This is a genomic window from Kribbella sp. WER1 (assembly GCF_054189145.1).
In genome coordinates this window covers 2,648,169-2,669,565 of the sequence record NZ_CM135186.1, presented here as the reverse complement: position 1 = coordinate 2,669,565, position 21,397 = coordinate 2,648,169, and the positions used below count along the sequence as shown (strand labels likewise).

Genomic DNA, 21,397 nt, shown 5'->3' with positions numbered 1-21,397 from the left:
GGGCCCTTGGGGGTTCGTTCATGAAGAAAGCCGTCCTGGCCGCGGTCACCGCTGCGGCCGTCGCCGCTGCCGCACTGGTTCCGTCCGGGCCTGCGGTCCAAGCGGCCGAGACCGCGACCCACAGCGCGCCTCGTGGATTCGGATCCGCGTTGTCGTCGGTGGAACAGCCGTCCTGGCAGACGAACGCGAGCGTCAACGCGGTCGCCGTCGCCGGGAACCTGGTGTTCGCGGGCGGCCTGTTCACCCGGGTCCGGCCGCCGGGCAAGGCGCGCGGTGCCGGGGACGTGGCGCGGAAGTACCTCGTGGTGCTCGATCGGACCACCGGCGTACCGACGCGGTTCGCGCCGACCGTCAACGGGCCGGTCTGGAGCATCGCCGCATCGCCGGACGGGCGGCGGGTCGTGATCGGCGGCGACTTCACGGTCGTGGACGGCGTACCGCGGTCCCGGGTGGCGATGTTCGACGTTGCCACCGGCAAGCTTGTGGCCGGCTGGGACCCGGTCGTCAACTATCGCGTCGCGGCGCTGAAGGTGACTGCGAGTACGGTCTACCTCGGCGGCTCGTTCGGCAGCGTGGACAAGGTCGGCCGCGAGCGGCTCGCCGCCGTCACACTGAACACCGGCGCGCTGCTCGGCTGGAACCCGGGCGCCGACGACGACGTCCACGCGATCGAGGTGTCGACCGACGGCGCACGGGTCTTCGTCGGCGGCGGGTTCACCACGATCGGCGGCCAGGACCAGCACGCGCTCGCGATGCTGAACGCCCGGACCGGCGCCGTACTCGCGATGCCAGCCGCGGCCGCGATCCCGCCGAAGTCCGACGAGTGCGACAGCCGGGTCAAGGACCTCGAGGTCCAGGGCGGCAAGGTGTTCGCGTCCAACGCCGGCACCAACAGCATGCAGTGCTACGACGGCGTACTGGCCGCGGACAGCGCGACCGGCAAGCTGCTCTGGCAGAGCAAGTGCCTGGGCGCCACCGAGGCGATCGTTGCGATCGGCAACTGGCTGTACAAGGGGTCGCACGCCCACGACTGCAGCGCGGACGGCGAGTTCCCGGACAAGACCGGGATGCACCACCTGCTCGTCTACAGCACGATCACCGGCAAACTCGGGCCCTGGTTCCCGAACACCGACGCCGGCGGTACGACGCTGGTCGGCCCGCTCGCGTTCGCGTCCGGCGGCAACGACCTGTGGGCCGGCGGCGACTTCACCGTCGTGAACGGCAAGCCCCAGGAGGGCCTGACCCGGTTCACCAACGTGCCGGGCGGCGCCGTACCGGCCCGGCCCGCCGCGCCGAAACTGGCGAGCGCCCGGCCGAACAAGGTGACGGTCGCCTTCGCCACCGTGCTCGACCGCGACAACCTGACGCTCACCTACCTGGTGTACCGCGGCAACACCCGGATCGGCAGCTGGGCACGGACGTCGAACTGGTGGACCAAGCCGGCCGTCACCTCGATCACCGACTCCGGCCTGACCAGCGGCCAGAAACTCACGTACCACGTCGAGGTCAGCGACGGCCGCAACGTCACCAGGGGTCCCGCGGCTGCGGTCACGGTCCGCTGAGGGCGTTGTCAAGCCGCGGGTGATGCGCCCCCGCGGGCTGCGCGGTCACGGTTCGTCGCTGCGCTCCTCTCCGCGTCCGCTCGCCCGCTCCCACCCACCCGTGGCTGTTTCCCCGTGCTGTGCGCCACCGTGGACGCCCGGGTTCCCCGTGCTGTGCGCCACCGTGGATGTCCGGGGTGATGGATGGGCGGGTTTGCCGGGTGGTGCCGTGCGCGGCTGCTCTTGGTGTGGTGCGGGTGATGGGTGGTGTCGTGAAGCCGCGGGTGATGTGCCCCGGCGGGCTGGGGCACGGCCCCCGCAACCGCAACCGCAACCGCGGGTCCGCTAGCAGCGAGTGCCCACGGCTGGTACGGCGAGGTCGGCCAGGTAGGCGTCGATCTTCGCTCGGGCGCACGCGTTGGACTGGTACAACGTGTGCCCCGGCCCGTCGTGGTAGATCGATCCGCTGCCCGGTACCTGGTCGACCACCCGTGACGCCGCCTGGAACTCGCTCCAGTTGCCCGCCATCACCAGCGGTGGCAGCCTGTCCGGCAACGCGGCCGGTGGGTTCCGCACTGGAATCGGCCAGCCGACGCAGGACAGGATCGCCTGCTCGATCGTCGCCACCGCCCCGGTGTACGGCGCGGCCGCGCGCATCCGGCGTACCTGCTGCATGAGCTGCCGCTGGTCGGCGGGGTGCGGCCAGTCGGTGCACTCGACGACGCCCGGCGAGGCCGTCATCGCGTACGGCGCGCTCGGCGGATCGGGGACGAAGCCGGACGCGTCACCGGTCGTTGCCTTCCGCAACGCCGCCGCGAGCCGCGGGTACGACGTGACACCGACTCGGGCGAGTGCCACCGCCTGATAGCGGATGTCGTCGCCGCTGTACTTCACGTCGCCGGCCGGGAGGGGTGTCCGATCGGCCCGGGCCGTGACCTGTCGCCAGAGCTTCGGTGCGTCGGGGCAATCTCCTTGCGTACGGCACCAATCGAAGAACCGGGTGACGTAGCTCTGGACGTCCCGCGCGAGCAGCGGCAGCTCCCGGTTCCAGTTCGCGGCGCTGTGGTTCCAGGTCCCGTCCAGCACCATCGCGCGGACCCGGTCCGGGAACAGCCGCGCGTACGCCTGCCCGATGAACCCGCCGTACGACGCGCCGTAGAAGCTGGTCTGCCGCTCGCCGAGGGCCTGCCGGATCGCGTCGGCGTCGCGGGCGTGGGTGGCGGAGTCCATCGCGCCGAACAGCTCCGGGTCCTTCGCCCGGCAGCGTTCCGCGGCGGCCCGGTTGTTGGCCGCGAGACGGTCGAACTCCGCCTGGTTCCGCGGTACGGACGGGATCCGGGCGCCGGTCCAGTCGCACGGGAGGTTCGTGCTGAGGCCGGGCGAGTTCGGCCCGCCGCGGAGGTCCCAGGTGACGATGTCCATCTGCCGGCGCAGCCCGGCGAACGACTCGCCGCCGCCGTACTTGCGCATCAGGTCGATGCTGATGCCGACCGGCCCGCCGAAGTTGACCAGGACCGATCCCTTCGGCTTGGCGGCGGTGGACCGCAGCCGGCCGATGGTCAGTGTGAGTTGGCGGCCGTCGGGGTGGTCGTAGTCGACCGGGACCTTCAGCGTGGCGCATTCGATCCCGACGGAGCCGGGGCCGCCGGGGCATTCGCCCCAGGTGAGGGTCTGGGCGGGCGGGGTGAGAACGCTGGTCGTCAGGGCCCCGCTCGCCGCGAGTGCGAGTAGTTTGAGCATGCCGTGCAGGCTTCCGCGGATTCTTCGTGCGCACATCGGACCAGGAGCCGTCGGACCACGGTCCGAGGCGGGACGGTGTCGGGTCGGCTAGGTTCGACGGGTGACGGAGTACGGCTTGAGCAGGCGGCAGCTGATCGCCGTGGACTGCGTCGTCGCGGCCGGGTACGCCGTACTTGTTGTGCTGAGTGCGTCCACTGCGGCGGGGCTGGTCGCGGTCGGGCTCGCGGTGCCGGTCGCGGTACGGCGGATCTGGCCGGTGCCCGCGTTCGCGTTCGCGGCGGTCGTCTCGGTGGTGGGGATGTTCGCGGACGCGCTCCGCGATCCGTTCCTGGCGGCGGCGTACGTGCTGTACGTCGTCGCGTCGGAGCGGCGATCGACCCGCCCGGTGTCGAGCCGTCGGCTGCTCGGGCTGGCCGGGGCGCTCGGGTTCGTCGTACTGCTGCTCGCGATGGTCGCCGGTGCGCCCGCCGGGCAGTCGCAGGCCGCGATCCTGCTGACCGGGGCGGCAGCGCTGTACGGCGCGTGGATCCTCGGGCAGGTCGTCCGGGACCGGCGCGCCGCGGCGGCCCGGGCGGCGCAGGTACTCGCCGAACAGGCCGTGGCCGCCGAACGACTGCGGATCGCCCGCGAGCTGCACGACATCGTTGCCCACAGCATGGGACTGATCGCCGTCAAGGCCGGCGTCGCGAACCACGTCCTGCAGGTCCGTCCGGAGGAGGTGTCCGACGCGTTGTCCGTGATCGAGTCGACCAGCCGGGACGCGCTCGTCGAGCTACGGCACATGCTCGGCCTGCTGCGTTCCCCCGACGAACCCGCGGACCTCGCCCCACCCGCCGGACTGGCGGCGCTGCCGGAACTCGTCGCGCGGGTCGAGTCGACCGGCGTCCGCGTGGACCTCGCGGTCGACGTCGACGTACTCCCGGAGGCCGTCGGGCTGACGGTCCACCGGATCGTCCAGGAGTGCCTCACCAACGTCACGAAGCACGCGCACGCCGATCGTTGCCGGATCACGCTCAGCGGTGGCGCGAACGCCGTACAGGTGGAAGTGTCCGACGACGGCGTCGGCGGTACGCCGGTCGAGGGGCACGGGCTGATCGGGATCCGGGAACGGGTCAGCGTGTACGGCGGGACGTATCGGGCCGGGGCGTTGCCCGGCGGCGGGTTCGAGGTCGTCGTACGGCTGCCGTATGAATGACATCAAGGTGCTGGTCGCCGACGACCAGGCGTTGCTGCGCGGGAGCTTCCGGGTGCTGATCGACACCACACCCGGGCTGACCACCATCGGCGAGGCCGCGAACGGCGCCGAAGCGGTCGAGCTCGCGCGGCAGGAGCAGCCGGACGTCGTACTCATGGACGTGCGGATGCCGACGCTGGACGGCATCGAGGCGACGCGGCAGATCTGCGCGGCGCCCGAGACCGCCGGGACCCGGGTGCTGATCCTGACGATGTTCGACCTCGACGACGCCGTGTACGCCGGGCTGCGCGCCGGGGCGAGCGGATTCCTGCTGAAGGACGTGCCGCCGGTAGAACTACTCCACGCGATCAAGGTCGTCGCCGCCGGCGAAGGACTCCTCGCACCCTCGATCACCCGCCGCCTGATCGCCGAATTCGCCCGACTCGCCGAACCCGGGCAAGCGCCACTGACCGGCCTGTCCGGCGTCACCGACCGCGAACGCGAGGTGCTGACGCTGATTGCCCGCGGCCTGTCCAACCAGGAGATCTGCGACCACCTGAACGTCGGCCGCGGCACCGTCAAAACCCACATCGGCCACCTCCTGGCCAAACTCCACGCCCGCGACCGAGCCCAACTGGTGATCGCCGCGTACGAATCCAACCTCGTCCAACCGCGCCGCTCGTAAGCTGTCGCAAAGCCGCGCGTGATGAGCCCCCGCGGGCTCCCACCCGCCCGTGGCTGTTCCCCGTGCTGTGCGCCTCCGTCTACGCGCGGGGTGATCGGTGTGCGCGTTTACCAGGTGGTGCCGTGCGCGCGTCTACCGGGCGATGCCGTGTGCGGCTGCTCGGGTTGTGGTTGGTGTGCATCTGCTCGAGCCGTGCGCGGGCTGTTAGGCGTCCGGCCGAGGTGCGGATGCCCACCTCCCACGCGCTCGGAGAGATAATCCTGAAGTGACCGGACCCGAGCAGTTGGCAGTTGTCGGTGCAGGGCTAGGTGCCGGGATCCTGACCTCGACCGTCGGCGTCGCCTCGCTGCTGAGCTTCCCGGTCCTGATCGCACTAGGCATTCCCCCAGTAGTAGCCAACGCATCCAACACCCTAGGACTCCTCCCGGGCGCCCTGAGCGGCGCCTTCGGATACCGCCGAGAACTCCGCGAAGTCCCTCGCCACCAGGTCGCCGTCGTCGTACTCGTCTGTGCCCTGGGCGCGATCGGCGGCGCCGCGCTACTCCTCGCCTTGCCATCGAAGGTCTTCGCGTCCGCCGCCCCCTGGCTGATCCTGTTCACCTGCCTCATCGTCGGCGTCCAGCCGTGGATCTCACGCTGGTTGCGCTCCCGCTCCCAGCACCCGCACGACCTCCGCCGATCGATGTCCCCGGCAACCATCGTCGGCACCACGCTGACCGGCGTGTACGGCGGCTACTTCGGCGCCGGTGCCGGCGTGATGATGATGGCCGTCCTGGGCCTCGGCCTGGACCTCGAACTCCGCGTGGTCAACGGCCTCAAGACCCTCGCCCTGCTCGCCGCCAACCTGGTCGCCGGCATCATCTTCCTCTTCATCGCCGACCTGAACCTCCGCGCCGCCGCCCTCCTCGCCACCGGCTCCATCATCGGCGGCTACGCCGGCGCCCACATCGGCCGCCGCCTCCCCGCCACCTACCTCCGCATCCTCATCGTCCTGGCCGGCATCACCGCGGCCGCCCTGATGCTCTTCTAGATCTTCCGTACCGCTGGCCCATCACAATCACGCTCGCCCGGCGACGGTCACGCTCACCGCGGCGACGACCGCCGCATTGTGATGGCCTGGCGGAACCTACAGGTGCGGGACGACGGCGAGGGCTGCGATCAGCAGGCAAACGCCGCCGTTGATGTAAGGGTGGCTGGCGAGGATGGCGATGAATTCGCGGATTGTTGCTGTGGGCCAGTAGTACGCCGCGGTGGGTGAGCCGACGACCTGGCCGTTGACCTTGGCCTTGCGGGCGGTGAGGGCGGCGCGGAACGCGTGGAAGTTGTTCGTGACGATCAGGCAGCGGTACTGGGGCCGTAGTTCGGTCATCAGGTCGCGGCTGAAGGTCAGGTTCTCCCAGGTGGTGGTGGACTTGTCCTCGCGGATGATCTCGCCGTCCGGGACGCCGTGCTCGATCAGGTACGCCGCCATTGCGTGGGACTCGGGGATGTCCTCGCCGGGGCCTTGGCCGCCGGAGGTGATGATACGGGGGGAGCGGCCTTTGCGGAGGGCGCGTTGGTAGACCTGTTGGGCGCGGTCGAGCCGGCTGGCGAGGAGGGGTGGGACGCGGGAGCCGATCAGGCCGGAGCCCAGGACGACGACGAAGTCGACCTTTCGGGAGGAGCGGACGCGGCTGTAGAAGAACGCGTACACCAGGAAGCACAGGAACAGGAACGAGATGTAGGTCAGGACCCCGAGCAGCACCGAGCGGACGGCGGCGAGTGGTTCCCAGCCGATCGTCTGGACCAGGACGCTGAAGATCACGAAGCCGATGATGCCGAGGCCGACGATCAGGGACAGCAGGTTCGACAGTCGGCGGCGTTCGCGGCGCAGCATCGTGACGCCGTTGATGACCAGGAACACGGCGAGTACGGCGATCGCGACCGGGATCGCGATCACGATCGCCCACACCATCGCGACCGCGACCGGCTTGCTGACGGTCTCGACCGCGAAGATCACGCCGAGGCCGGCGAACATCAGCGTCAGGACCAGGAAGATCCCGTTCTTGAACAGTCGCCGGTCCCGCCAGAAACTGACGCCGAAGATCAGGAACCAGAAGCCGGCGATACCGAAGCAGATGACCATCGGGCGCCATCCAACCACGCACCGTCGCCGAGGTGGGGGAGGCTCGGTGGGTGGACGGCACGAGGCCGATCCGGGGCCGGGTGTGCGACCCTGCACAGGTCGAACGGAAGGGGCACGCATGACGACCAACTGGGCGGGCAACGTCGAGTTCGCCAGTGAGCTGCAGCGACCGCGGACCGTCGAGGAACTGCAGGAGCTGGTGGCGCGGTCCGAGAAGCTGCGGGTGCTCGGCACCGGGCACTCGTTCAACCGGATCGCGGACACGTCCGGTGTGCTCGTCGGCGTGCAGGACCTGCCGCAGGTCATCGAGGTCGGCGCAGCTGGTGTGACGGTCTCGGCGGGGACGCGGTACGGCGAGATCACGGCCGCGCTGCAGGCCCGTGGGCTGGCGTTGCACAACCTCGGGTCGTTGCCGCACATCTCGGTCGCCGGCGCCTGCTCGACCGGCACGCACGGATCGGGCGACACGAACGGCCCGCTCGCGGACGCGGTCAACGCGATCACGTTCGTGAACGCGGACGGCGAGCTGGTCACGCTCACCCGGGACGACCCGGACTTCGCGGGGTCGATCGTCGCGCTCGGCGCACTCGGGGTCACGGTCAGCCTGACGCTCGACGTCCAGCCGTCGTACCAGATCAGTCAGGTCGTGTACGACGGCGTACCCGTCGGCCGGCTGCAGTCGGAGTTCGCGGACGTGATGGGCAGCGCGTACAGCGTCAGCGCGTTCACCGACTGGGTCGACCCGGACGTGATGGTGTGGCGGAAGCGCCGCGAGCTGACCGAGCCCGACCCGGAGTGGATGGGCGGGCGGCTCGCGGACGGGCCGCGGCACCCGATCAAGGTGATGCCGGCCGACTACGCGACCCAGCAGGGCGGCGTCGCCGGGCCCTGGAACGAGCGGCTGCCGCACTTCCGGCTCGAGTTCACGCCGAGCAACGGCGACGAGCTGCAGTCGGAGTACTTCGTGCCGCGTGCGCGGGCCGCCGAGGCGGTCGAGGTACTACGGGCCCTGGGCAACCGGTTCGCGCCGGTCCTGCAGGTGTCGGAGGTCCGGACGGTCGCCGCCGACGAACTGTGGCTGAGCCCGAGCCAGGGCCGCGACACGGTGGCGCTGCACTTCACCTGGATCCAGGACGAGGCCGCGGTCCGGCCGGTCGTCGCGGAACTCGAGGAGGCGCTGGCGCCGCTGGACACCCGCCCGCACTGGGGCAAGGTGTTCGCCGCGGATGCGGCCACACTGGCGGAGCGCTATCCCCGGGTGCAGGACTTCATCGGACTCGCGGCGAAGTACGACCCGGCCGGCAAGTTCCGCAACGAGTACCTGGACACCTTCCTGCCGCTATAGCTCCGTGAGATCCTCGACGGTCGAGGTGATCGACCAGAGCAGGTTGCGGATCAGGCGACGGTCGTCGGCGGACAGGTTGGCGAGGGCACGGCGGCCGGCGCGGTCGTAGACCTCCTGGACGGTGTGGGCGAGCGCGACGCCGCGGTCGGTCAGCTCGATGCCGACCTGCCGCGCGTCGGTCGTGCTCTTCACCCGCCGGACCAGCCCGGCCGCCTCCATCCGCTGCGTCGTCCGGGTCGCTGTCGGCACTTCGACGTCCAGCACCTTCGCCAGCCGCGCCACCGGGAGCGAGCCGTGGTGCAGGAGCTTCGCGAGCACCAGCTCCTGCCCGGTGTGCAGCTCGGTCCCGGCCAGCTCCTCGGCGACGGCCTTCCGCGCGGCCCGGTCCGCGAACCGCAGCGCGATCAGTACGTCGGCCTCGTCCGCGGGCGCGTCCGGCGACCAGTCCTCGCTCACGTGTGGCTCCGGGACCGGAACGGGTTCCGCGCGTCGAAATCGCCGATGTACTCGGTCGGGATCGCCGGCTCGCCGCGGCTCAGCTGGTTCGCCGAGCGCGGCAGCTCGTAGCGGGCCTTCTCGTGGTGCGCCTGCGACTCCTCCGGTGTGGTCCGGCCGACGATCTTGCCGGACTCGACCAGCGACTTCAGCAGCACCCGGTCGTCGCCGTCGTCGACCGGCTGCTGGCCGACGCCGATCAGCTCGACCTCCGCGACCCCGGCCGCGGACCGCCGGCGCAGGGCCCACTTCCGGCCGCCGATCGAGATCTTGTCCGGGCTCTTCTTCGCCACCGGCACCAGGTCGCCGTGCTCGTCCGCGCGGGCGACCAGCTTGTACACGAACCCGCAGGTGGGGTAGCCGGAGCCGGTGACCAGCGACGTACCGACGCCGTAGCCGTCCACGGGCGCCGGGGCGAGCGCGGCGATCTGGTACTCGTCCAGGTCGCTGGTCACGATGATCTTGGTCTTCGTCGCGCCCAGCGCGTCCAGTTGCTCGCGGACCTGGCCGGCCAGCGACGGCAGGTCGCCCGAGTCCAGCCGGACCGCGCCGAGCTCCGGGCCGGTCAGCTCGATCGCGGTACGGACCGCCGCGGCGACGTCGTACGTGTCGACGAGCAGCGTCGTACCCTTCCCGAGCGCGTCGATCTGGGACCGGAACGCGTCCCGCTCGCGGTCGTGCAGCAGCGTGAACGAGTGCGCCGCGGTGCCGGTGCTCGGGATGCCGTACCGGCGGGCCGCCTCCAGGTTCGAGGTGGCGCCGAAGCCTGCGATGTACGCCGCCAGCGCCGAGGCGACCGCCGCCTCCTCGTGGGTACGCCGCGAGCCCATCTCGATACAGGGCCGCCCACCCGCCCACCAGGTCATCCGGGACGCCGCCGAGGCGACCGCGGAATCGTGGTTCAGGATCGACAAGAAAACGGTTTCCAGCAGCACCGCCTCGGCGAACGAGGACTCCACCACCAGCACCGGCGACCCCGGGAAGAAGATCTCGCCGTCGGCGTACCCGGAGATGTCGCCGGTGAACCGGTAGTCCGCGAGCCAGTCCCGGGTAGCCTGGTCGACGACGCCGCGATCGGCCAGGAAGGCGATCGTCTGCTCGTCGAACCGGAACTGCTCGAGCGCGTCCAGCAGCCGGTTCACGCCGGCCACCACGCCGTACCGCCGGCCGTCGGGCAGCCGCCGGGCGAACAGCTCGAACACCGAGCGGCGCTCCGCGGTGCCGTCGGCCAGCGCCGCCTGCAGCATGGTCAGCTCGTAATGGTCGGTCAACAGGGCCGTCGAGTGGGTCACAGGAGCAGCCTATTGTGAGACCGGAGCCGATGATGGAGAGAATGGTCAGGTGAGCACCGCACCGAGCGAGCTGGAGAGCCCCGAGGTCGACGAGGCGATCGAGCTGAGCCCACCCTGGGTGACCATCGTCTGGAACGATCCGGTCAACCTGATGGACTACGTCACGTTCGTCTTCCAGACGTACTTCGGCTACTCCAAGTCGAAGGCCGAGAAGCTGATGATGCAGGTGCACGCCGAGGGCAAGTCCGCGGTGTCGAACGGGAACCGGGAAGCGATGGAACGCGACGTGGAAGCGATGCACTCCTACGGCCTGTGGGCCACCTGCGAGAAGTCGTGACGCGGTTCCGCAAGCGCCGCAAGACCGTCGTCGTCAGTTTCGCCGAGCACGAGGCGGACATCCTGGCGAACCTGCTACGGAACCTGGTCGAGCTGCTGTACGACGGGCTCCCGCCGCGGACCACCACGCCCGCGGACCCGCTGGAGGCGATGCTCAGCGAGAACGACGGCCCGACGTCGCCGCCCGAGGACGTCGTACTGCAGCGGCTGCTGCCGGACGCGTACAAGCAGGACGACATGGCGTCGGCGGAGTTCCGCCGGTTCACCGAGCGCGGGCTGCGCGAGGGGAAGGTCACCGACGCGAAGCGGGTGCTGTCCGCGCTGGAGGAGTCCGGCGCCGACGAGATCGCGCTCGAACCGGACGAGCAGCTGTCCTGGCTGCGTGCGCTGAACGACCTGCGGCTGGCGATCGGTACCCGCCTCGACATCAAGGACGAGGACGACTACGCCAGCTGGGAGAAGCTCGACGAGGACGACCCGCGGCGGCTGACGTACGACCTGTACGACTGGCTCGGATACCTGCAGTCCGCCCTGCTCCACAACATGCGCTGACCGTAGGCTGGCCGCCATGGAGACGCGGCGGCTTGGACGGACAGGGCGGGATGTCGGTGTGGTCGGGCTCGGGGCCTGGCAGCTCGGGGCGGACTGGGGTTCGGTCGACGAGGGCGACGCGCTCGCGGTGCTGCACGCCGCGATCGACGGCGGGGTGACGTTCATCGACACCGCGGACGTGTACGGCGACGGGCGGAGCGAGCGGCTGGTCGGGCAGGTACTGCGTGACGGGCTGACCGTGGCGACCAAGATGGGCCGCCGCGTCGACCAGGTGCCGGAGAACTACACGCTCGCGAACTTCCGCGCCTGGAACGACCGCTCCCGTCGCAACCTCGGCGTCGACACCATCGACCTGGTCCAGCTGCACTGCCCGCCGACGCCCGTCTTCTCGAACGACGCGGTCTTCGACGCGCTCGACGTACTGGTCGACGAGGGCCGGATCGCGGCGTACGGCGTGAGCGTCGAGACCTGCGCCGAGGCCCTGACCGCGATCGCCCGCCCGAACGTGGCGACCGTCCAGATCATCCTGAACGCGTTCCGGCTGAAGCCCCTCGACGAGGTCCTCCCCGCCGCGCAGGCGGCCGGCGTCGGCATCATCGCCCGCGTCCCGCTGGCGAGCGGTCTGCTGTCCGGAAAGTACGACGAAAACACCACGTTCGCCCCTGACGACCACCGCACCTACAACCGCCACGGCGAATCCTTCGACGTCGGCGAAACCTTCTCCGGCGTCGACTTCACCACCGGCCTCGAAGCAGTCCGCCGCCTCCTCCCGTCTGTCCCCGCCGGCACCACCCTGCCCCAGTTCGCCCTCCGCTGGATCCTCGACCAGCCAGGCGTCACCACCGTCATCCCCGGCGCCCGCAGCCCCCACCAGACCTCCGCCAACCTCACCGCCGCCACCCTCCCACCCCTGACCGCCACACAACTGTCCGCGGTCCGAACGACCTACGACACCCTGATCCGCCCGTCGGTCCACGCTCGCTGGTAAGTCAGCTGTTGAGGACGCTCACCGTCGTCGACACGACTCCGGTGAGGATGCTGGCGACCGCGCCGGCGGTGGCGAGGCTCTTGCTGGGGTTGACCCACAGCCCGCGGTTCAGCTCACGCCACCTGCGCGGCACGAATGCCAGCTTGAGCTTCTGCCACTTGTGCTGACGCACCTTGTTACACCCGAGCAGGATCCCCGACGAGTTGTTCCGGCACGGACCTTGACGTCCCTCGGCGCCGCACCACACGGGTGCCTGGAACAGGAAGTAGACCGTCACCAGTGCCCACCCGGCAATCAGCACGGCGGGTCCGAGGCTCCACGACCAGATCGCCGTGAGCATGATCGCGAGCAGGGCCCAGCCCCAGTACTTCCGCACGCCCTTCATGTTTACGCATTATCACCATGCAACTACTGTCCGAAACCAGTCCAGTATCTGGACGCAGAGTGCACTCGGCCGGATGCGGCGATTCCGGCAACTACCGTGGAGGCGTGCTGGTCATCGAGAAGGCGACGTACGAGGCGATCGTTGCGCATGCGCGGAAGGATCATCCGGACGAGGCGTGTGGGGTGGTTGCGGGGGCCGAGGGGTCGGATCGCGCGACCCGGTTGATCCCGATGCTGAACGCAGCCATGTCGCCGACGTTCTACGAGTTCGACTCCGGTGACCTGTTCCGGCTCTACAAGGAGATGGACGAGCGCGACGAGGAGCCGGTGGTGATCTACCACTCGCACACCGCCACCGAGGCGTACCCGTCGCGGACCGACATCAAGCTCGCCCAGGAGCCGGGGGCGCACTACGTGCTGGTGTCGACCCGGGACGGCGCGCACGACGCGGCGTACGACGGACCGGTCGAGTTCCGGTCGTACCGGATCGTCGACGGCGAGGTCACGGAAGAAGAAGTACGCGTGGTTGGTTCCTATACAGAAACACTCGAAGGAGAAGACTGAGATGGCGATCGAGCTGCGCGTGCCGACGATCCTGCGCACCTACACCGGCGGGGCGAAGGCGGTCACCGGCGACGGGGCCGACCTGGCCGCGTTCATCGACGACGTGAACGGCAACCACCCGGGCCTCAAGGAGCGCATCGTGGAGGGCGACCCGGAGGAGCTGCGCCGGTTCGTGAACGTCTACGTGAACGACGAGGACGTCCGGTTCACCGGCGGCCTGAAGACCGAGATCAAGGACGGCGACGTCGTGGTGGTGCTCCCGGCGGTGGCCGGCGGCTCTGTCGACGAAGAGGTCTGATGCGTTTCGACAGCCTGCTCGACTCGGTCGGCGGTACGCCGCTGGTCGGGCTGCCGAAGCTGTCGCCGTCGGCCGACGTACGGCTGTGGGCGAAGCTGGAGGACCACAACCCGACCGGTTCGATCAAGGACCGGGCGGCGTTGCGGATGCTGCTGGACGCCGAGAAGGACGGCCGGCTGCGCCCGGGCAACACGATCCTGGAGCCGACGTCGGGCAATACCGGCATCTCGCTGGCGATGGCCGCGAAGCTGCGCGGGTACCGGATGGTCTGCGTGATGCCGGAGAACACCTCCGAGGAGCGCCGGCAGATCCTGCGGATGTGGGGCGTCGAGATCATCTCGTCGCCGGCCGCGGGTGGGTCCAACGAAGCGGTCCGGGTCGCGAAGCAGGTCGCGGAGGAGCACCCGGACTGGGTGATGCTCTACCAGTACGGCAACCCGTCGAACGCGCTCGCGCACTACGACGGCACCGCGCGCGAGATCCTCGACGACCTGCCGTCGGTGACGCACTTCGTCGCGGGCCTCGGCACCACCGGCACGCTGATGGGCGCCGGCCGGTTCTTCCGGGAGCACAAGCCGGAGGTGAAGATCGTCGCCGCCGAGCCGCGGTACGGCGAACTCGTGTACGGCCTGCGCAACCTCGACGAGGGCTTCGTGCCGGAGCTGTACGACAAGACGCTGATCGACGCCCGCTTCTCGGTCGGACCGCGCGACGCCGTCCGCAGGGTCCGGGAACTGCTCGACAACGAGGGCATCTTCGCCGGGATCTCGACCGGCGCGATCCTGCACGCGGCGCTCGGCCAGGCGGCCAAGTGCGTGCGGGACGGCGAGCACGCGGACATCGCCTTCGTGGTCGCGGACGGCGGCTGGAAGTACCTGTCCACCGGCGCGTACGAAGGCACGATCGACGAGGCCGAGGACCGACTCGAAGGTCAGCTGTGGGCTTGAACCGAACGGTTGAGCCGGACCGGCGGGCGGAGTGCCGGGCCGGGCTCGGCACCGTAGTTGTTGCTCACGGCACCTTTTGCAGGGGTTAGGTCATATCCGCCTACGGTTCTTTGAACAGGACTCTGCGGCCGAGTCGGGGATGGACCCCGCGTCCCTTGCAACTGCTGCAGGGGCGCTGGGCGTAACTGAAGATGCTGCCGTGGTGCCGGCCGGCACCTTTGCACCTGGCGCACTTGGCGTTCGGGTGCAGCGACAGCGAGACGACGTACACGACGGCAGTCGCCATCAGCAGCAACAGCAGCAGGCCCACCGGTCCGATGGAGGACGCGACGCCCACGGCTGTGCTGTTGTTCGACTCCGCACTCTGGCTCGCCGCCTGTCCTGCGACAGCGACGTGGTCGGGCTGCGGAGTTGGTGCGGCGGTGGTATTCAGGGCCACCGCGAGGTGATGCATCAGGTTCATGGCATCACGAGGGGCGGTCGAACAAACATCGCTCCAGAGTGGCGTGCATCACGCGAAAAGGCAATTCCATAACGTAAAGATGTGGATAACCCCGGCGTGTCGTTCGTCAAGATTAGGTAAGGCTGGCTTGCGATCTGCCCGCCGCCGGACCTGTATAAGCTTTTCCCGTGGCTGACGCACCGGTGGGGATCTTCGACTCAGGTTTCGGGGGACTCACCGTCGCCCGCGCGGTTCTGGACCAGTTGCCGCACGAACCGATCCTGTATCTCGGCGACACCGCCCGGCAGCCGTACGGCCCGAAGCCGATCGCCGAGGTCCGCGAGTACGCGCTCGAGTGCCTCGACCACCTGGTCGACGCGGGTGTGAAGATGCTGGTGATCGCCTGCAACTCGGCGAGCGCGGCGATGCTCCGCGACGCCCGCGAGCGGTACGACGTACCGGTCGTCGAGGTGATCCTGCCGGCCGCGCGCCGGGCCGTTGCCGCGACCCGCAATCAGCGCGTCGGCGTGATCTGTACGAAGGCGACCGCGCAGTCGCTGGCCTACGAGGACGGGTTCACCGCCGCGCCGCAGGTGGAGCTGTTCACCCGCGCCTGCCCGCAGTTCGTGGACTTCGTCGAGTCGGGCGTGACGTCCGGGCCGGAGCTGCTCGAGGCCGCGCACGAGTACCTGGACCCGCTGGTCGAGGCGGGTGTCGACACGCTGATCCTCGGGTGCACCCACTATCCGTTGCTCACCGGCGTGATCTCGTACGTGATGGGCGACAACGTCACGCTGGTCAGCAGCGCGGAGGAGTGCGCGAAGGACGTGTACTCCGTGCTCACCAAGGCGAACCTGTTGCGCCCGGACGACCTGCCGGTGCCGGAGCACCGGTTCGTGACGACCGGCAACCCGGCCGAGTTCGCCGCGATCGGCTCGCGTTTCCTCGGCCCGGCGCTGGCCAACGTGGACCAGTTCGCCTGGGTACGTTGACGGTGTGACCTGGATCGTCCTGCGCGGGCGGCGACTCGCCGGTAGGGTTCCAGGTATGAAGCTCACCGTGATCGGTTGCTCCGGGTCCGTACCCGGCCCGGACTCGGCCGCCTCGAGCTATCTGGTCACCGCCGACGGGTTCCACCTGGTGCTCGACCTCGGCAGCGGCGCGCTCGGCTCGCTCCAGCGGCATCTCGCGGTCCCGGAGATCGGGGCGATCGCCCTGTCCCACCTGCATCCTGACCACTGCATGGACCTCTGCGGCCTGTACGTCGCGGCACGCTACGCCCCCGGTGCGCCGATCCCGCGGATCCCGGTGTTCGGCCCGGCCGGTGCGGCGGAGCGGATGGCGCTGGCGTACGACCTGCCGCTCGATCCCGGGATGCGGGAGGAGCTGGAATTCCACACCTGGCAGGAAGTCCAGCGGATCGGGCCGTTCACGGTCCGGACCGCGCCGATGGTGCACCCGGTGCCGGCGTACGCGATCCGTGTTGAGTACGGCAACAAGTCGCTCGTCTACACCGGCGACACCGGGCCGAACGACGCGCTCGTGGAGCTTGCCCGGGGCGCCGATGTGCTGCTGTCCGAGGCCGCGCTCCAGGATGACGACCCGGACAACCCGGCCGACCTGCACCTCACCCCGGCCGACGCCGGCGAGCACGCGAAGAAGGCCGGTGTGAAGCGGCTCGTGATCACCCACGTCCCGCCGTGGTACGACCGCGAGACCCAGGCCGGCCATGCCCGCCGGACCTTCTCCGGACCGGTCGAGATCGCAACCCCGCATGCCGTTTTCGACATCTGACGGCGTGCGGTTGTGGACCGCAACGACCGGTACGGCGACGGCGCGCCCGGCGGTCGTGATCCTGCACGGCGGGCCGGGACTGTGGGACGACCACGAAGTACTGGCGGAGATGCTCGACGACCTGACCGTGGTGCACCGCTTCGACCAGCGCGGCTGCGGGCGTTCGGGTCCGTCCGACATGCAGTCGATGGACCGTAGCGCGCAGGACATCGACGAGCTCCGCGCGTACTTCGGTCATGAGCGGATCGTTGTCCTCGGCCACTCCTTCGGCGCCTCGCTGGCGATGGCGTACGCGACGGCGTACGGCGATCGCACGGCCGGCGTCGTGTACCTGGACGGGGTCGGCGTCGGCGACTGGCGGTCGGCGTACCGCGAGGAACGCGCGCGCCGGATCACGCCCGAGCAGGACGCCCGGCTGGAGGAGCTGTCCGGACGGCCGCGGTCGCAGGCCGAGGAGATCGAGTTCCGGGCGTTGTCCTGGTTCACCGACCACGCCGACCGGGAGCGGGCAATGGAGTGGGCGCATGCGAGCGCGTCCGTCGACCTGCCGATCAACTTCGCCGCGAACCGGGCGCTCGGGGCGGTCGGGCGCGCGACGGACGACGAGCTGACGGCGCGGGCGGCGACGATCCAGGCGCCGGTCACGTTCGTCCACGGCGACGGCGATCCACGCCCGGCCTGGGCCGTCCGGGACCTTGCCGAGCACGTCCCGAACCACATGTTCCACCTGATCCCGGACGCCGGTCACTCGCCGTGGCTCGAGCAGCCCGACCTGGTCAGGGAGGTACTGCGCGGCGCCGTGCGCTAGACAGATCGCAATTCTGAGATCTACTCTCAAATTAGAGTTGATCTCAGAAAGGTGTTTGTCATGCTGGATCCGCGCCGGTGGTGGGCCCTGGGGGCGATGTCGGTCAGCCTGATCGTGATCGGGCTGGACCTGACCGTGCTGAACGTCGCGTTGCCGACGCTCGCGACCGATCTGAAGGCGTCCACGAGTCAGCTGCAGTGGTTCGCGAACGCGTACACGCTGGTGCTCGCGTCGCTGCTGCTCCCGGCCGGGCTGCTCGGCGACCGGTTCGGGCCGAAACGGCTGATGCTCGGGGCGCTCGTGGTGTTCGGGCTGGCGTCGGCGGCGTGCGCGTTCGCGCAGACGCCGGGGCAGCTGATCGCGGGCCGTGCCGCGCTCGGGATCGGGTCGGCGTTCCTGATCCCGCTCTCGATGTCGCTGCTGAACCTGCTGTTCGCACCCGAGGAACGGCAGCGCGCGATGACGATCTGGCTGATGGCGAACTCGATCGGCATCCCGCTCGGCCCGCTGCTCGGCGGCTGGCTGCTCGACCACTACCGCTGGGGTTCGGTGTTCCTGATCAACCTGCCGCTGGTCGCGATCGGGCTGGTCGCGGTCGCCCTACTGATCCCGAAGACGGCCGGCCACCGGGCGCGGCGGATCGACGGACCGGGGATCGTGCTGACCGCGGCGGGGCTGGTGGCGTTGACGTACGGGTTCATCGCGGCGGGGGAGCACGGGTGGGGCTCGGCGTGGGCGCTCGGCGGGATCCTGGGCGGGCTGGCGTTCCTGGTCGCGTTCTGGGCGCGGGCCCGGCGTACGGCGGATCCGTTGATCGAGCTGTCGTTGTTCCGGTCGGCGGGGTTCACCTGGGGCACGGTGCTCGCGACGTTGGCGTCGTTCGCGCTGGTGGGGTTGCTGTTCGTGCTGCCGCAGCTGTTCCAGGCGGTGCAGGGCGCCGACGCGTTCCAGGCCGGTCTGCGGTTGCTGCCGATCATCGGCGGGATGCTGATCGGCGCGAAGATCGCCGAACGCCTGCTGGAGAAGGCGGGCGCGCGGGTGTCGGTGGTGTTCGGGTTCGGGTTGATGCTGGTCGGGCTGGCGATCGGCGCGCTGACGAAGGTCGACGGCGGGTACGGGTTCACCGCGATCTGGGTCAGCCTGGTCGGGCTCAGCATCGGGTTCACGCTGCCGCCGATGAACGGGCTGGCGCTCGCCGCGCTGCCGCTCGACCGGAGCGGTTCGGGGTCCGCGCTGATCCAGGCGTCCCGGCAGGTCGGCGGGACGCTCGGGGTCGCGATCCTCGGGACGGTGCTGAATGCGGCGTACCGCAGCCACCTGGACGTGACCGGTCTCCCGCCCGCGGCGGCCCACGTCGCCCGGGACAGCGCGTCCGCCGCGATCGCCCTGGGCTCTCCGGAGCTGACCCGGTCCGCGCGCTCGGCTTTTGTGAACGGCATGGACGTGACGCTCTGGGTGTGCAGCGGGCTCGCGGCCGTGTCGATCGTGCTCGCACTGGCGTTTCTGCCACGCCGTACCGCGGCCGTGCCGCAGGAAGCAGTCACAATCGACGTATGAGCGGGTTGCGGGAGCGGAAGAAGGCGAAGACCAGGGCTTCGATCCAGGAGCACGCGTTGCGGCTGTTCCGGGATCAGGGGTACGCCGAGACGACGGTCCAGGAGATCGCCGCCGCGGCCGAGGTGTCACCGGCAACCTTCTTCCGGTACTTCCCGACCAAGGAAGACACGATCGTGTTCGACCGGCTGGACCCGCTGATGATCGAGCTGTTCCGCGGGCAGCCGGCCGACCTGCACCCGACCGAGGCGCTGCGGGCCGCGATCCGGCAGAGCATGGACGTGCTGAGCGACGACGAGTGGGCGCTGGAGTCCGAACGCCAGCGGCTCGTGATGAGCGTCCCCGAACTGCGGGTCCGGATGCTCGACCAGCTGTACAGCGGCATCGACCTGCTTGCGGGCCTCGCGGCCGAACGCACCGGCCGCACCGCCGACGACTTCGCGGTCCGCGCCTGGGCGGGCGCGGTCGTCGGCGTGGTGATGGCGACGTACCAGTTCCTGGCCGTCGACGCGCCGCTCCCGGAGTACCTCAAGACGATGGACGCGGCATTCGACCAACTGGCGGGTCTTTCGTTGGAACCGTAGGGCATCCGGTGCAGTCCTAGGGTGCGTGCGAATCCCAGGGAGAGTCGTCGGTGCACTGCTGGTGAGCGGAATGCTCGTGTCGTGCGGGTCGGCCCATCCCGCTTCGAGCGCTCCGACCACTCCTACTATCCCGCTGCCGACCGCCGTGCCGACCGTCCAGCCAACAGCTACGACTACGACTACTACAACAACCACAACGCCGTCAGGCCCCAGCGACAACACCGTGCTGACGAAGAACAAGCTCTACACGGTCGCGCTCAAATCCACCGGCTGCCGAAAACCACAGGTGAAGCCCACTAACCCCAACGCCGTCAAAGAGTTCTACAACGGCCTCCTGCAGTGCCTGAACCGCGGCTGGCCATCCGGGATCACGGCGGCCGGCTACCAGTTCCACCAGCCCGGTATGGCCGTCGTCTTCGCCACCTTCAACACCCCCTGCGGCAAGAGCGCACCGTACGTGTCGTTCTACTGCTCGTCCGACGAGACCATCTACCTGCGCGGCGACGAGATCCTGATCAGCAACCGCGACTACGGCCCGATCGGCGCCTCGTGGTGGGCCTCGCACGTCGGCACGCACGAGTACGGGCACTACGTCCAGCAGCTCACCGGCATGATGACGGCGTACCAGAACCTGTACTCGGAGGCGCCCGACCAGGCTGCCAGGGACCAGCTCGAACGCCGTCTCGAACTGCAGGCGTCCTGCCTCGGCCACGTGTTCCTGACCGTGAACCGGCACACGTACCCGATCACCGCGCAGATGCGGAACGACTGGGGCTGGCAGATCATCAGCCTCCCGAACCACGGCAGCGAGGCGAACCAGCGGTACTGGATCAACCGGGCCGTCCAGCTGAAGCGGCCCGGCGCCTGCAACACCTGGGCCGCGCCGGCCGCCCAGGTCTCCTAGGCCACCTGAACGCTGACGGGCTCCAGTACGGTGTCTCCGGGCCGAAGCCCGAACGCCGCGGCCGCTGAGCCGCCGCGGATCACCAGTTCGGTGTATCCGGTGCCGGAGCTGCCCGGGACGAGGCCGGGTGTGTTCCGCGGGACGGCGGTCAGGTGCGGGTAGATCGGCACGTCGACGACCGTCGTACTGCCGTCATCGTTGCGTTGGGCAACGGGCAGGGTGCCGCCGGGGAGCAGGTCGAGTGCGCGGTCGAGCTTGCAGTTGCCGAAGTTGTCGACGTGCGCGACCACCGGCTCGGCCGCGACCGGCTCCGGTACGGCGGTCTCTTCCGCGGGGACGGGGCGTCCGTCCGCGACCCATTTCGCCAGCAGCGGCACGTACCAGAGGCTGCGGAACTGGGTGCCGGCGATCTTCTGCACGGCGGCGTCGTCGAACCCGGCCGCGGACACGGCCTCGCGGATGTCGGTGACGTGGACCTTCTCGATCCCGAGCTCACGCCGTACCAGGGACAGCACGCGGGTGTTGAAGGTGCTGACGACCAGGTGCTTGCCGTAGTGGAAGTAGCAGAACGGTACGCCGTTCGGCCAGACGCCGTCGCGCGGCGCGATGTTCAGCAACGTGATCGTCGAATGCCCGTCCTCGCCGAGCAGGTCCAGGGATATCAGGCAGTCGAGCAGCGTGAGCGCGGCGAACGACTCCGGATCGGGCCCGTCGGCCGCCACGATGGTCGGCGCCTGGCCGAAGAGCGCCCCGATCCGGGTGCTGAGCCGGGCGCGGGCGTTGCCGTCGTGACAGTCGGTGATGTAGGTGATCATGTGGCACTCCAAGGTGGTCTGCAGCTTCGG

General features: G+C 69.7%; 24 protein-coding genes. 17 read left to right on the top strand and 7 right to left on the bottom strand.

Translation table 11 applies throughout. The features are described 5' to 3' along the window. The first annotated feature begins 20 nt into the window (after positions 1–20). Positions 21–1,562: a fibronectin type III domain-containing protein gene (locus ACXJJ3_RS13050; RefSeq protein WP_458170271.1), complete on the top strand. Its 1,542-nt coding sequence runs from the start codon at positions 21–23 to the stop codon at positions 1,560–1,562. A 324-nt stretch (positions 1,563–1,886) separates the two neighbouring features. Here ACXJJ3_RS13050 and ACXJJ3_RS13045 read toward each other — a convergent pair whose 3' ends face one another. Further along, on the bottom strand, positions 1,887–3,281 hold the full coding sequence (locus tag ACXJJ3_RS13045; protein ID WP_458170270.1) for an alpha/beta fold hydrolase: 1,395 nt from the start codon (positions 3,279–3,281) through the stop codon (positions 1,887–1,889). Positions 3,282–3,381: 100 nt separating this feature from the next. On the opposite strand from ACXJJ3_RS13045, the gene ACXJJ3_RS13040 reads away from it, so the two are divergent. From ACXJJ3_RS13040 to ACXJJ3_RS13030, 3 genes are all read left to right on the top strand, one after another. Continuing rightward, the gene (locus ACXJJ3_RS13040; protein WP_458170269.1) at positions 3,382–4,476 is read left to right on the top strand and encodes a sensor histidine kinase; all 1,095 of its coding nucleotides are present in this window, start codon (positions 3,382–3,384) and stop codon (positions 4,474–4,476) included. Further along, positions 4,469–5,140, top strand: a complete 672-nt coding sequence (locus ACXJJ3_RS13035) for a response regulator (protein ID WP_458170268.1) — start codon at positions 4,469–4,471, stop codon at positions 5,138–5,140. Before ACXJJ3_RS13040 ends, ACXJJ3_RS13035 begins: the two co-directional genes overlap by 8 nt. Before the next feature lie 265 nt (positions 5,141–5,405). Beyond that, entirely contained in the window at positions 5,406–6,170 is a 765-nt protein-coding gene (locus tag ACXJJ3_RS13030; RefSeq protein ID WP_458170267.1) for a sulfite exporter TauE/SafE family protein, read from the top strand. Positions 6,171–6,266: 96 nt separating this feature from the next. Here ACXJJ3_RS13030 and ACXJJ3_RS13025 read toward each other — a convergent pair whose 3' ends face one another. After that, positions 6,267–7,265, bottom strand: a complete 999-nt coding sequence (locus ACXJJ3_RS13025) for a YdcF family protein (protein ID WP_458170266.1) — start codon at positions 7,263–7,265, stop codon at positions 6,267–6,269. Positions 7,266–7,383: 118 nt separating this feature from the next. On the opposite strand from ACXJJ3_RS13025, the gene ACXJJ3_RS13020 reads away from it, so the two are divergent. Continuing rightward, entirely contained in the window at positions 7,384–8,610 is a 1,227-nt protein-coding gene (locus ACXJJ3_RS13020) for a D-arabinono-1,4-lactone oxidase (protein ID WP_458170265.1), read from the top strand. Here ACXJJ3_RS13020 and ACXJJ3_RS13015 read toward each other — a convergent pair. Both ACXJJ3_RS13015 and ACXJJ3_RS13010 read right to left on the bottom strand, forming a co-directional pair. Then, positions 8,605–9,066, bottom strand: coding sequence for a MarR family winged helix-turn-helix transcriptional regulator (locus tag ACXJJ3_RS13015; protein WP_458170264.1), 462 nt, complete (start codon positions 9,064–9,066; stop codon positions 8,605–8,607). The two genes, ACXJJ3_RS13020 and ACXJJ3_RS13015, sit on opposite strands and share 6 nt — an antisense overlap. After that, on the bottom strand, positions 9,063–10,397 hold the full coding sequence (locus tag ACXJJ3_RS13010; protein WP_458170263.1) for a nicotinate phosphoribosyltransferase: 1,335 nt from the start codon (positions 10,395–10,397) through the stop codon (positions 9,063–9,065). Before ACXJJ3_RS13010 ends, ACXJJ3_RS13015 begins: the two co-directional genes overlap by 4 nt. A gap of 49 nt (positions 10,398–10,446) precedes the next feature. On the opposite strand from ACXJJ3_RS13010, the gene clpS reads away from it, so the two are divergent. The 3 genes from clpS to ACXJJ3_RS12995 are packed head-to-tail and all read left to right on the top strand — an operon-like array spanning position 10,447 to position 12,273. Further along, positions 10,447–10,734: an ATP-dependent Clp protease adapter ClpS gene (gene clpS, locus ACXJJ3_RS13005; RefSeq protein ID WP_458170262.1), complete on the top strand. Its 288-nt coding sequence runs from the start codon at positions 10,447–10,449 to the stop codon at positions 10,732–10,734. Then, positions 10,731–11,285, top strand: a complete 555-nt coding sequence (locus ACXJJ3_RS13000) for a DUF2017 domain-containing protein (RefSeq protein ID WP_458170261.1) — start codon at positions 10,731–10,733, stop codon at positions 11,283–11,285. Before clpS ends, ACXJJ3_RS13000 begins: the two co-directional genes overlap by 4 nt. A 16-nt stretch (positions 11,286–11,301) precedes the next feature. After that, positions 11,302–12,273: an aldo/keto reductase gene (locus ACXJJ3_RS12995; RefSeq protein WP_458170260.1), complete on the top strand. Its 972-nt coding sequence runs from the start codon at positions 11,302–11,304 to the stop codon at positions 12,271–12,273. 1 nt (position 12,274) lies between these two features. Here ACXJJ3_RS12995 and ACXJJ3_RS12990 read toward each other — a convergent pair whose 3' ends face one another. Then, positions 12,275–12,658: a hypothetical protein gene (locus ACXJJ3_RS12990; RefSeq protein ID WP_458170259.1), complete on the bottom strand. Its 384-nt coding sequence runs from the start codon at positions 12,656–12,658 to the stop codon at positions 12,275–12,277. A gap of 104 nt (positions 12,659–12,762) precedes the next feature. Between ACXJJ3_RS12990 and ACXJJ3_RS12985 the strand changes: the two genes are divergently transcribed. Genes ACXJJ3_RS12985 through ACXJJ3_RS12975 form a run of 3 tightly spaced genes read left to right on the top strand, consistent with a single transcriptional unit; the run spans position 12,763 to position 14,466 of the window. Continuing rightward, entirely contained in the window at positions 12,763–13,221 is a 459-nt protein-coding gene (locus ACXJJ3_RS12985) for a Mov34/MPN/PAD-1 family protein (RefSeq protein ID WP_458170258.1), read from the top strand. 1 nt (position 13,222) lies between these two features. Further along, positions 13,223–13,519, top strand: a complete 297-nt coding sequence (locus tag ACXJJ3_RS12980; RefSeq protein ID WP_458170257.1) for a MoaD/ThiS family protein — start codon at positions 13,223–13,225, stop codon at positions 13,517–13,519. Then, positions 13,519–14,466 carry a PLP-dependent cysteine synthase family protein gene (locus tag ACXJJ3_RS12975; RefSeq protein WP_458170256.1) on the top strand — a complete coding sequence of 316 codons (948 nt, stop codon included), beginning with the start codon at positions 13,519–13,521 and terminating at the stop codon, positions 14,464–14,466. The genes ACXJJ3_RS12980 and ACXJJ3_RS12975 overlap by 1 nt, the downstream gene beginning before the upstream one ends. Before the next feature lie 100 nt (positions 14,467–14,566). On the opposite strand, the gene ACXJJ3_RS12970 is transcribed toward ACXJJ3_RS12975, so the two are convergent. Then, entirely contained in the window at positions 14,567–14,929 is a 363-nt protein-coding gene (locus ACXJJ3_RS12970) for a hypothetical protein (RefSeq protein ID WP_458170255.1), read from the bottom strand. A 167-nt stretch (positions 14,930–15,096) separates the two neighbouring features. Here ACXJJ3_RS12970 and murI point away from each other — a divergent pair, with 167 nt between their 5' ends. From murI to ACXJJ3_RS12940, 6 genes are all read left to right on the top strand, one after another. Next, positions 15,097–15,900 carry a glutamate racemase gene (murI, locus tag ACXJJ3_RS12965; RefSeq protein WP_458170254.1) on the top strand — a complete coding sequence of 268 codons (804 nt, stop codon included), beginning with the start codon at positions 15,097–15,099 and terminating at the stop codon, positions 15,898–15,900. A 55-nt stretch (positions 15,901–15,955) separates the two neighbouring features. Beyond that, a complete protein-coding gene (locus ACXJJ3_RS12960; RefSeq protein WP_458170253.1) occupies positions 15,956–16,702 on the top strand; it encodes an MBL fold metallo-hydrolase in 747 nt (248 codons plus the stop codon). 4 nt (positions 16,703–16,706) lie between these two features. Further along, positions 16,707–17,510, top strand: a complete 804-nt coding sequence (locus ACXJJ3_RS12955) for an alpha/beta fold hydrolase (RefSeq protein WP_458170252.1) — start codon at positions 16,707–16,709, stop codon at positions 17,508–17,510. A 60-nt stretch (positions 17,511–17,570) separates the two neighbouring features. Next, positions 17,571–19,067: a DHA2 family efflux MFS transporter permease subunit gene (locus ACXJJ3_RS12950; protein WP_458170251.1), complete on the top strand. Its 1,497-nt coding sequence runs from the start codon at positions 17,571–17,573 to the stop codon at positions 19,065–19,067. Then, the gene (locus ACXJJ3_RS12945; protein ID WP_458170250.1) at positions 19,064–19,648 is read left to right on the top strand and encodes an acyl-CoA-like ligand-binding transcription factor; all 585 of its coding nucleotides are present in this window, start codon (positions 19,064–19,066) and stop codon (positions 19,646–19,648) included. The genes ACXJJ3_RS12950 and ACXJJ3_RS12945 overlap by 4 nt, the downstream gene beginning before the upstream one ends. A gap of 223 nt (positions 19,649–19,871) precedes the next feature. Then, entirely contained in the window at positions 19,872–20,552 is a 681-nt protein-coding gene (locus ACXJJ3_RS12940; protein WP_458170249.1) for a neutral zinc metallopeptidase, read from the top strand. On the opposite strand, the gene ACXJJ3_RS12935 is transcribed toward ACXJJ3_RS12940, so the two are convergent. After that, on the bottom strand, positions 20,549–21,367 hold the full coding sequence (locus ACXJJ3_RS12935; protein ID WP_458170248.1) for an SAM hydroxide adenosyltransferase: 819 nt from the start codon (positions 21,365–21,367) through the stop codon (positions 20,549–20,551). The two genes, ACXJJ3_RS12940 and ACXJJ3_RS12935, sit on opposite strands and share 4 nt — an antisense overlap. Between the last annotated feature and the right edge of the window lie 30 nt (positions 21,368–21,397).

Coding starts and splice junctions, on each gene's coding strand:
- ACXJJ3_RS13035 (WP_458170268.1), top strand. CDS start 4,469: ATGAATGACATCAAGGTGCTGGTCGCCGACGACCAGGCGTTGCTGCGC.
- ACXJJ3_RS12960 (WP_458170253.1), top strand. CDS start 15,956: ATGAAGCTCACCGTGATCGGTTGCTCCGGGTCCGTACCCGGCCCGGAC.
- ACXJJ3_RS12995 (WP_458170260.1), top strand. CDS start 11,302: ATGGAGACGCGGCGGCTTGGACGGACAGGGCGGGATGTCGGTGTGGTC.
- ACXJJ3_RS13045 (WP_458170270.1), bottom strand. CDS start 3,281: ATGCTCAAACTACTCGCACTCGCGGCGAGCGGGGCCCTGACGACCAGC.
- ACXJJ3_RS13050 (WP_458170271.1), top strand. CDS start 21: ATGAAGAAAGCCGTCCTGGCCGCGGTCACCGCTGCGGCCGTCGCCGCT.
- ACXJJ3_RS12950 (WP_458170251.1), top strand. CDS start 17,571: ATGCTGGATCCGCGCCGGTGGTGGGCCCTGGGGGCGATGTCGGTCAGC.
- ACXJJ3_RS12970 (WP_458170255.1), bottom strand. CDS start 14,929: ATGAACCTGATGCATCACCTCGCGGTGGCCCTGAATACCACCGCCGCA.
- ACXJJ3_RS12945 (WP_458170250.1), top strand. CDS start 19,064: ATGAGCGGGTTGCGGGAGCGGAAGAAGGCGAAGACCAGGGCTTCGATC.
- ACXJJ3_RS12990 (WP_458170259.1), bottom strand. CDS start 12,658: ATGAAGGGCGTGCGGAAGTACTGGGGCTGGGCCCTGCTCGCGATCATG.
- ACXJJ3_RS12935 (WP_458170248.1), bottom strand. CDS start 21,367: ATGATCACCTACATCACCGACTGTCACGACGGCAACGCCCGCGCCCGG.
- ACXJJ3_RS13025 (WP_458170266.1), bottom strand. CDS start 7,265: ATGGTCATCTGCTTCGGTATCGCCGGCTTCTGGTTCCTGATCTTCGGC.
- ACXJJ3_RS12980 (WP_458170257.1), top strand. CDS start 13,223: ATGGCGATCGAGCTGCGCGTGCCGACGATCCTGCGCACCTACACCGGC.
- ACXJJ3_RS12975 (WP_458170256.1), top strand. CDS start 13,519: ATGCGTTTCGACAGCCTGCTCGACTCGGTCGGCGGTACGCCGCTGGTC.
- ACXJJ3_RS13020 (WP_458170265.1), top strand. CDS start 7,384: ATGACGACCAACTGGGCGGGCAACGTCGAGTTCGCCAGTGAGCTGCAG.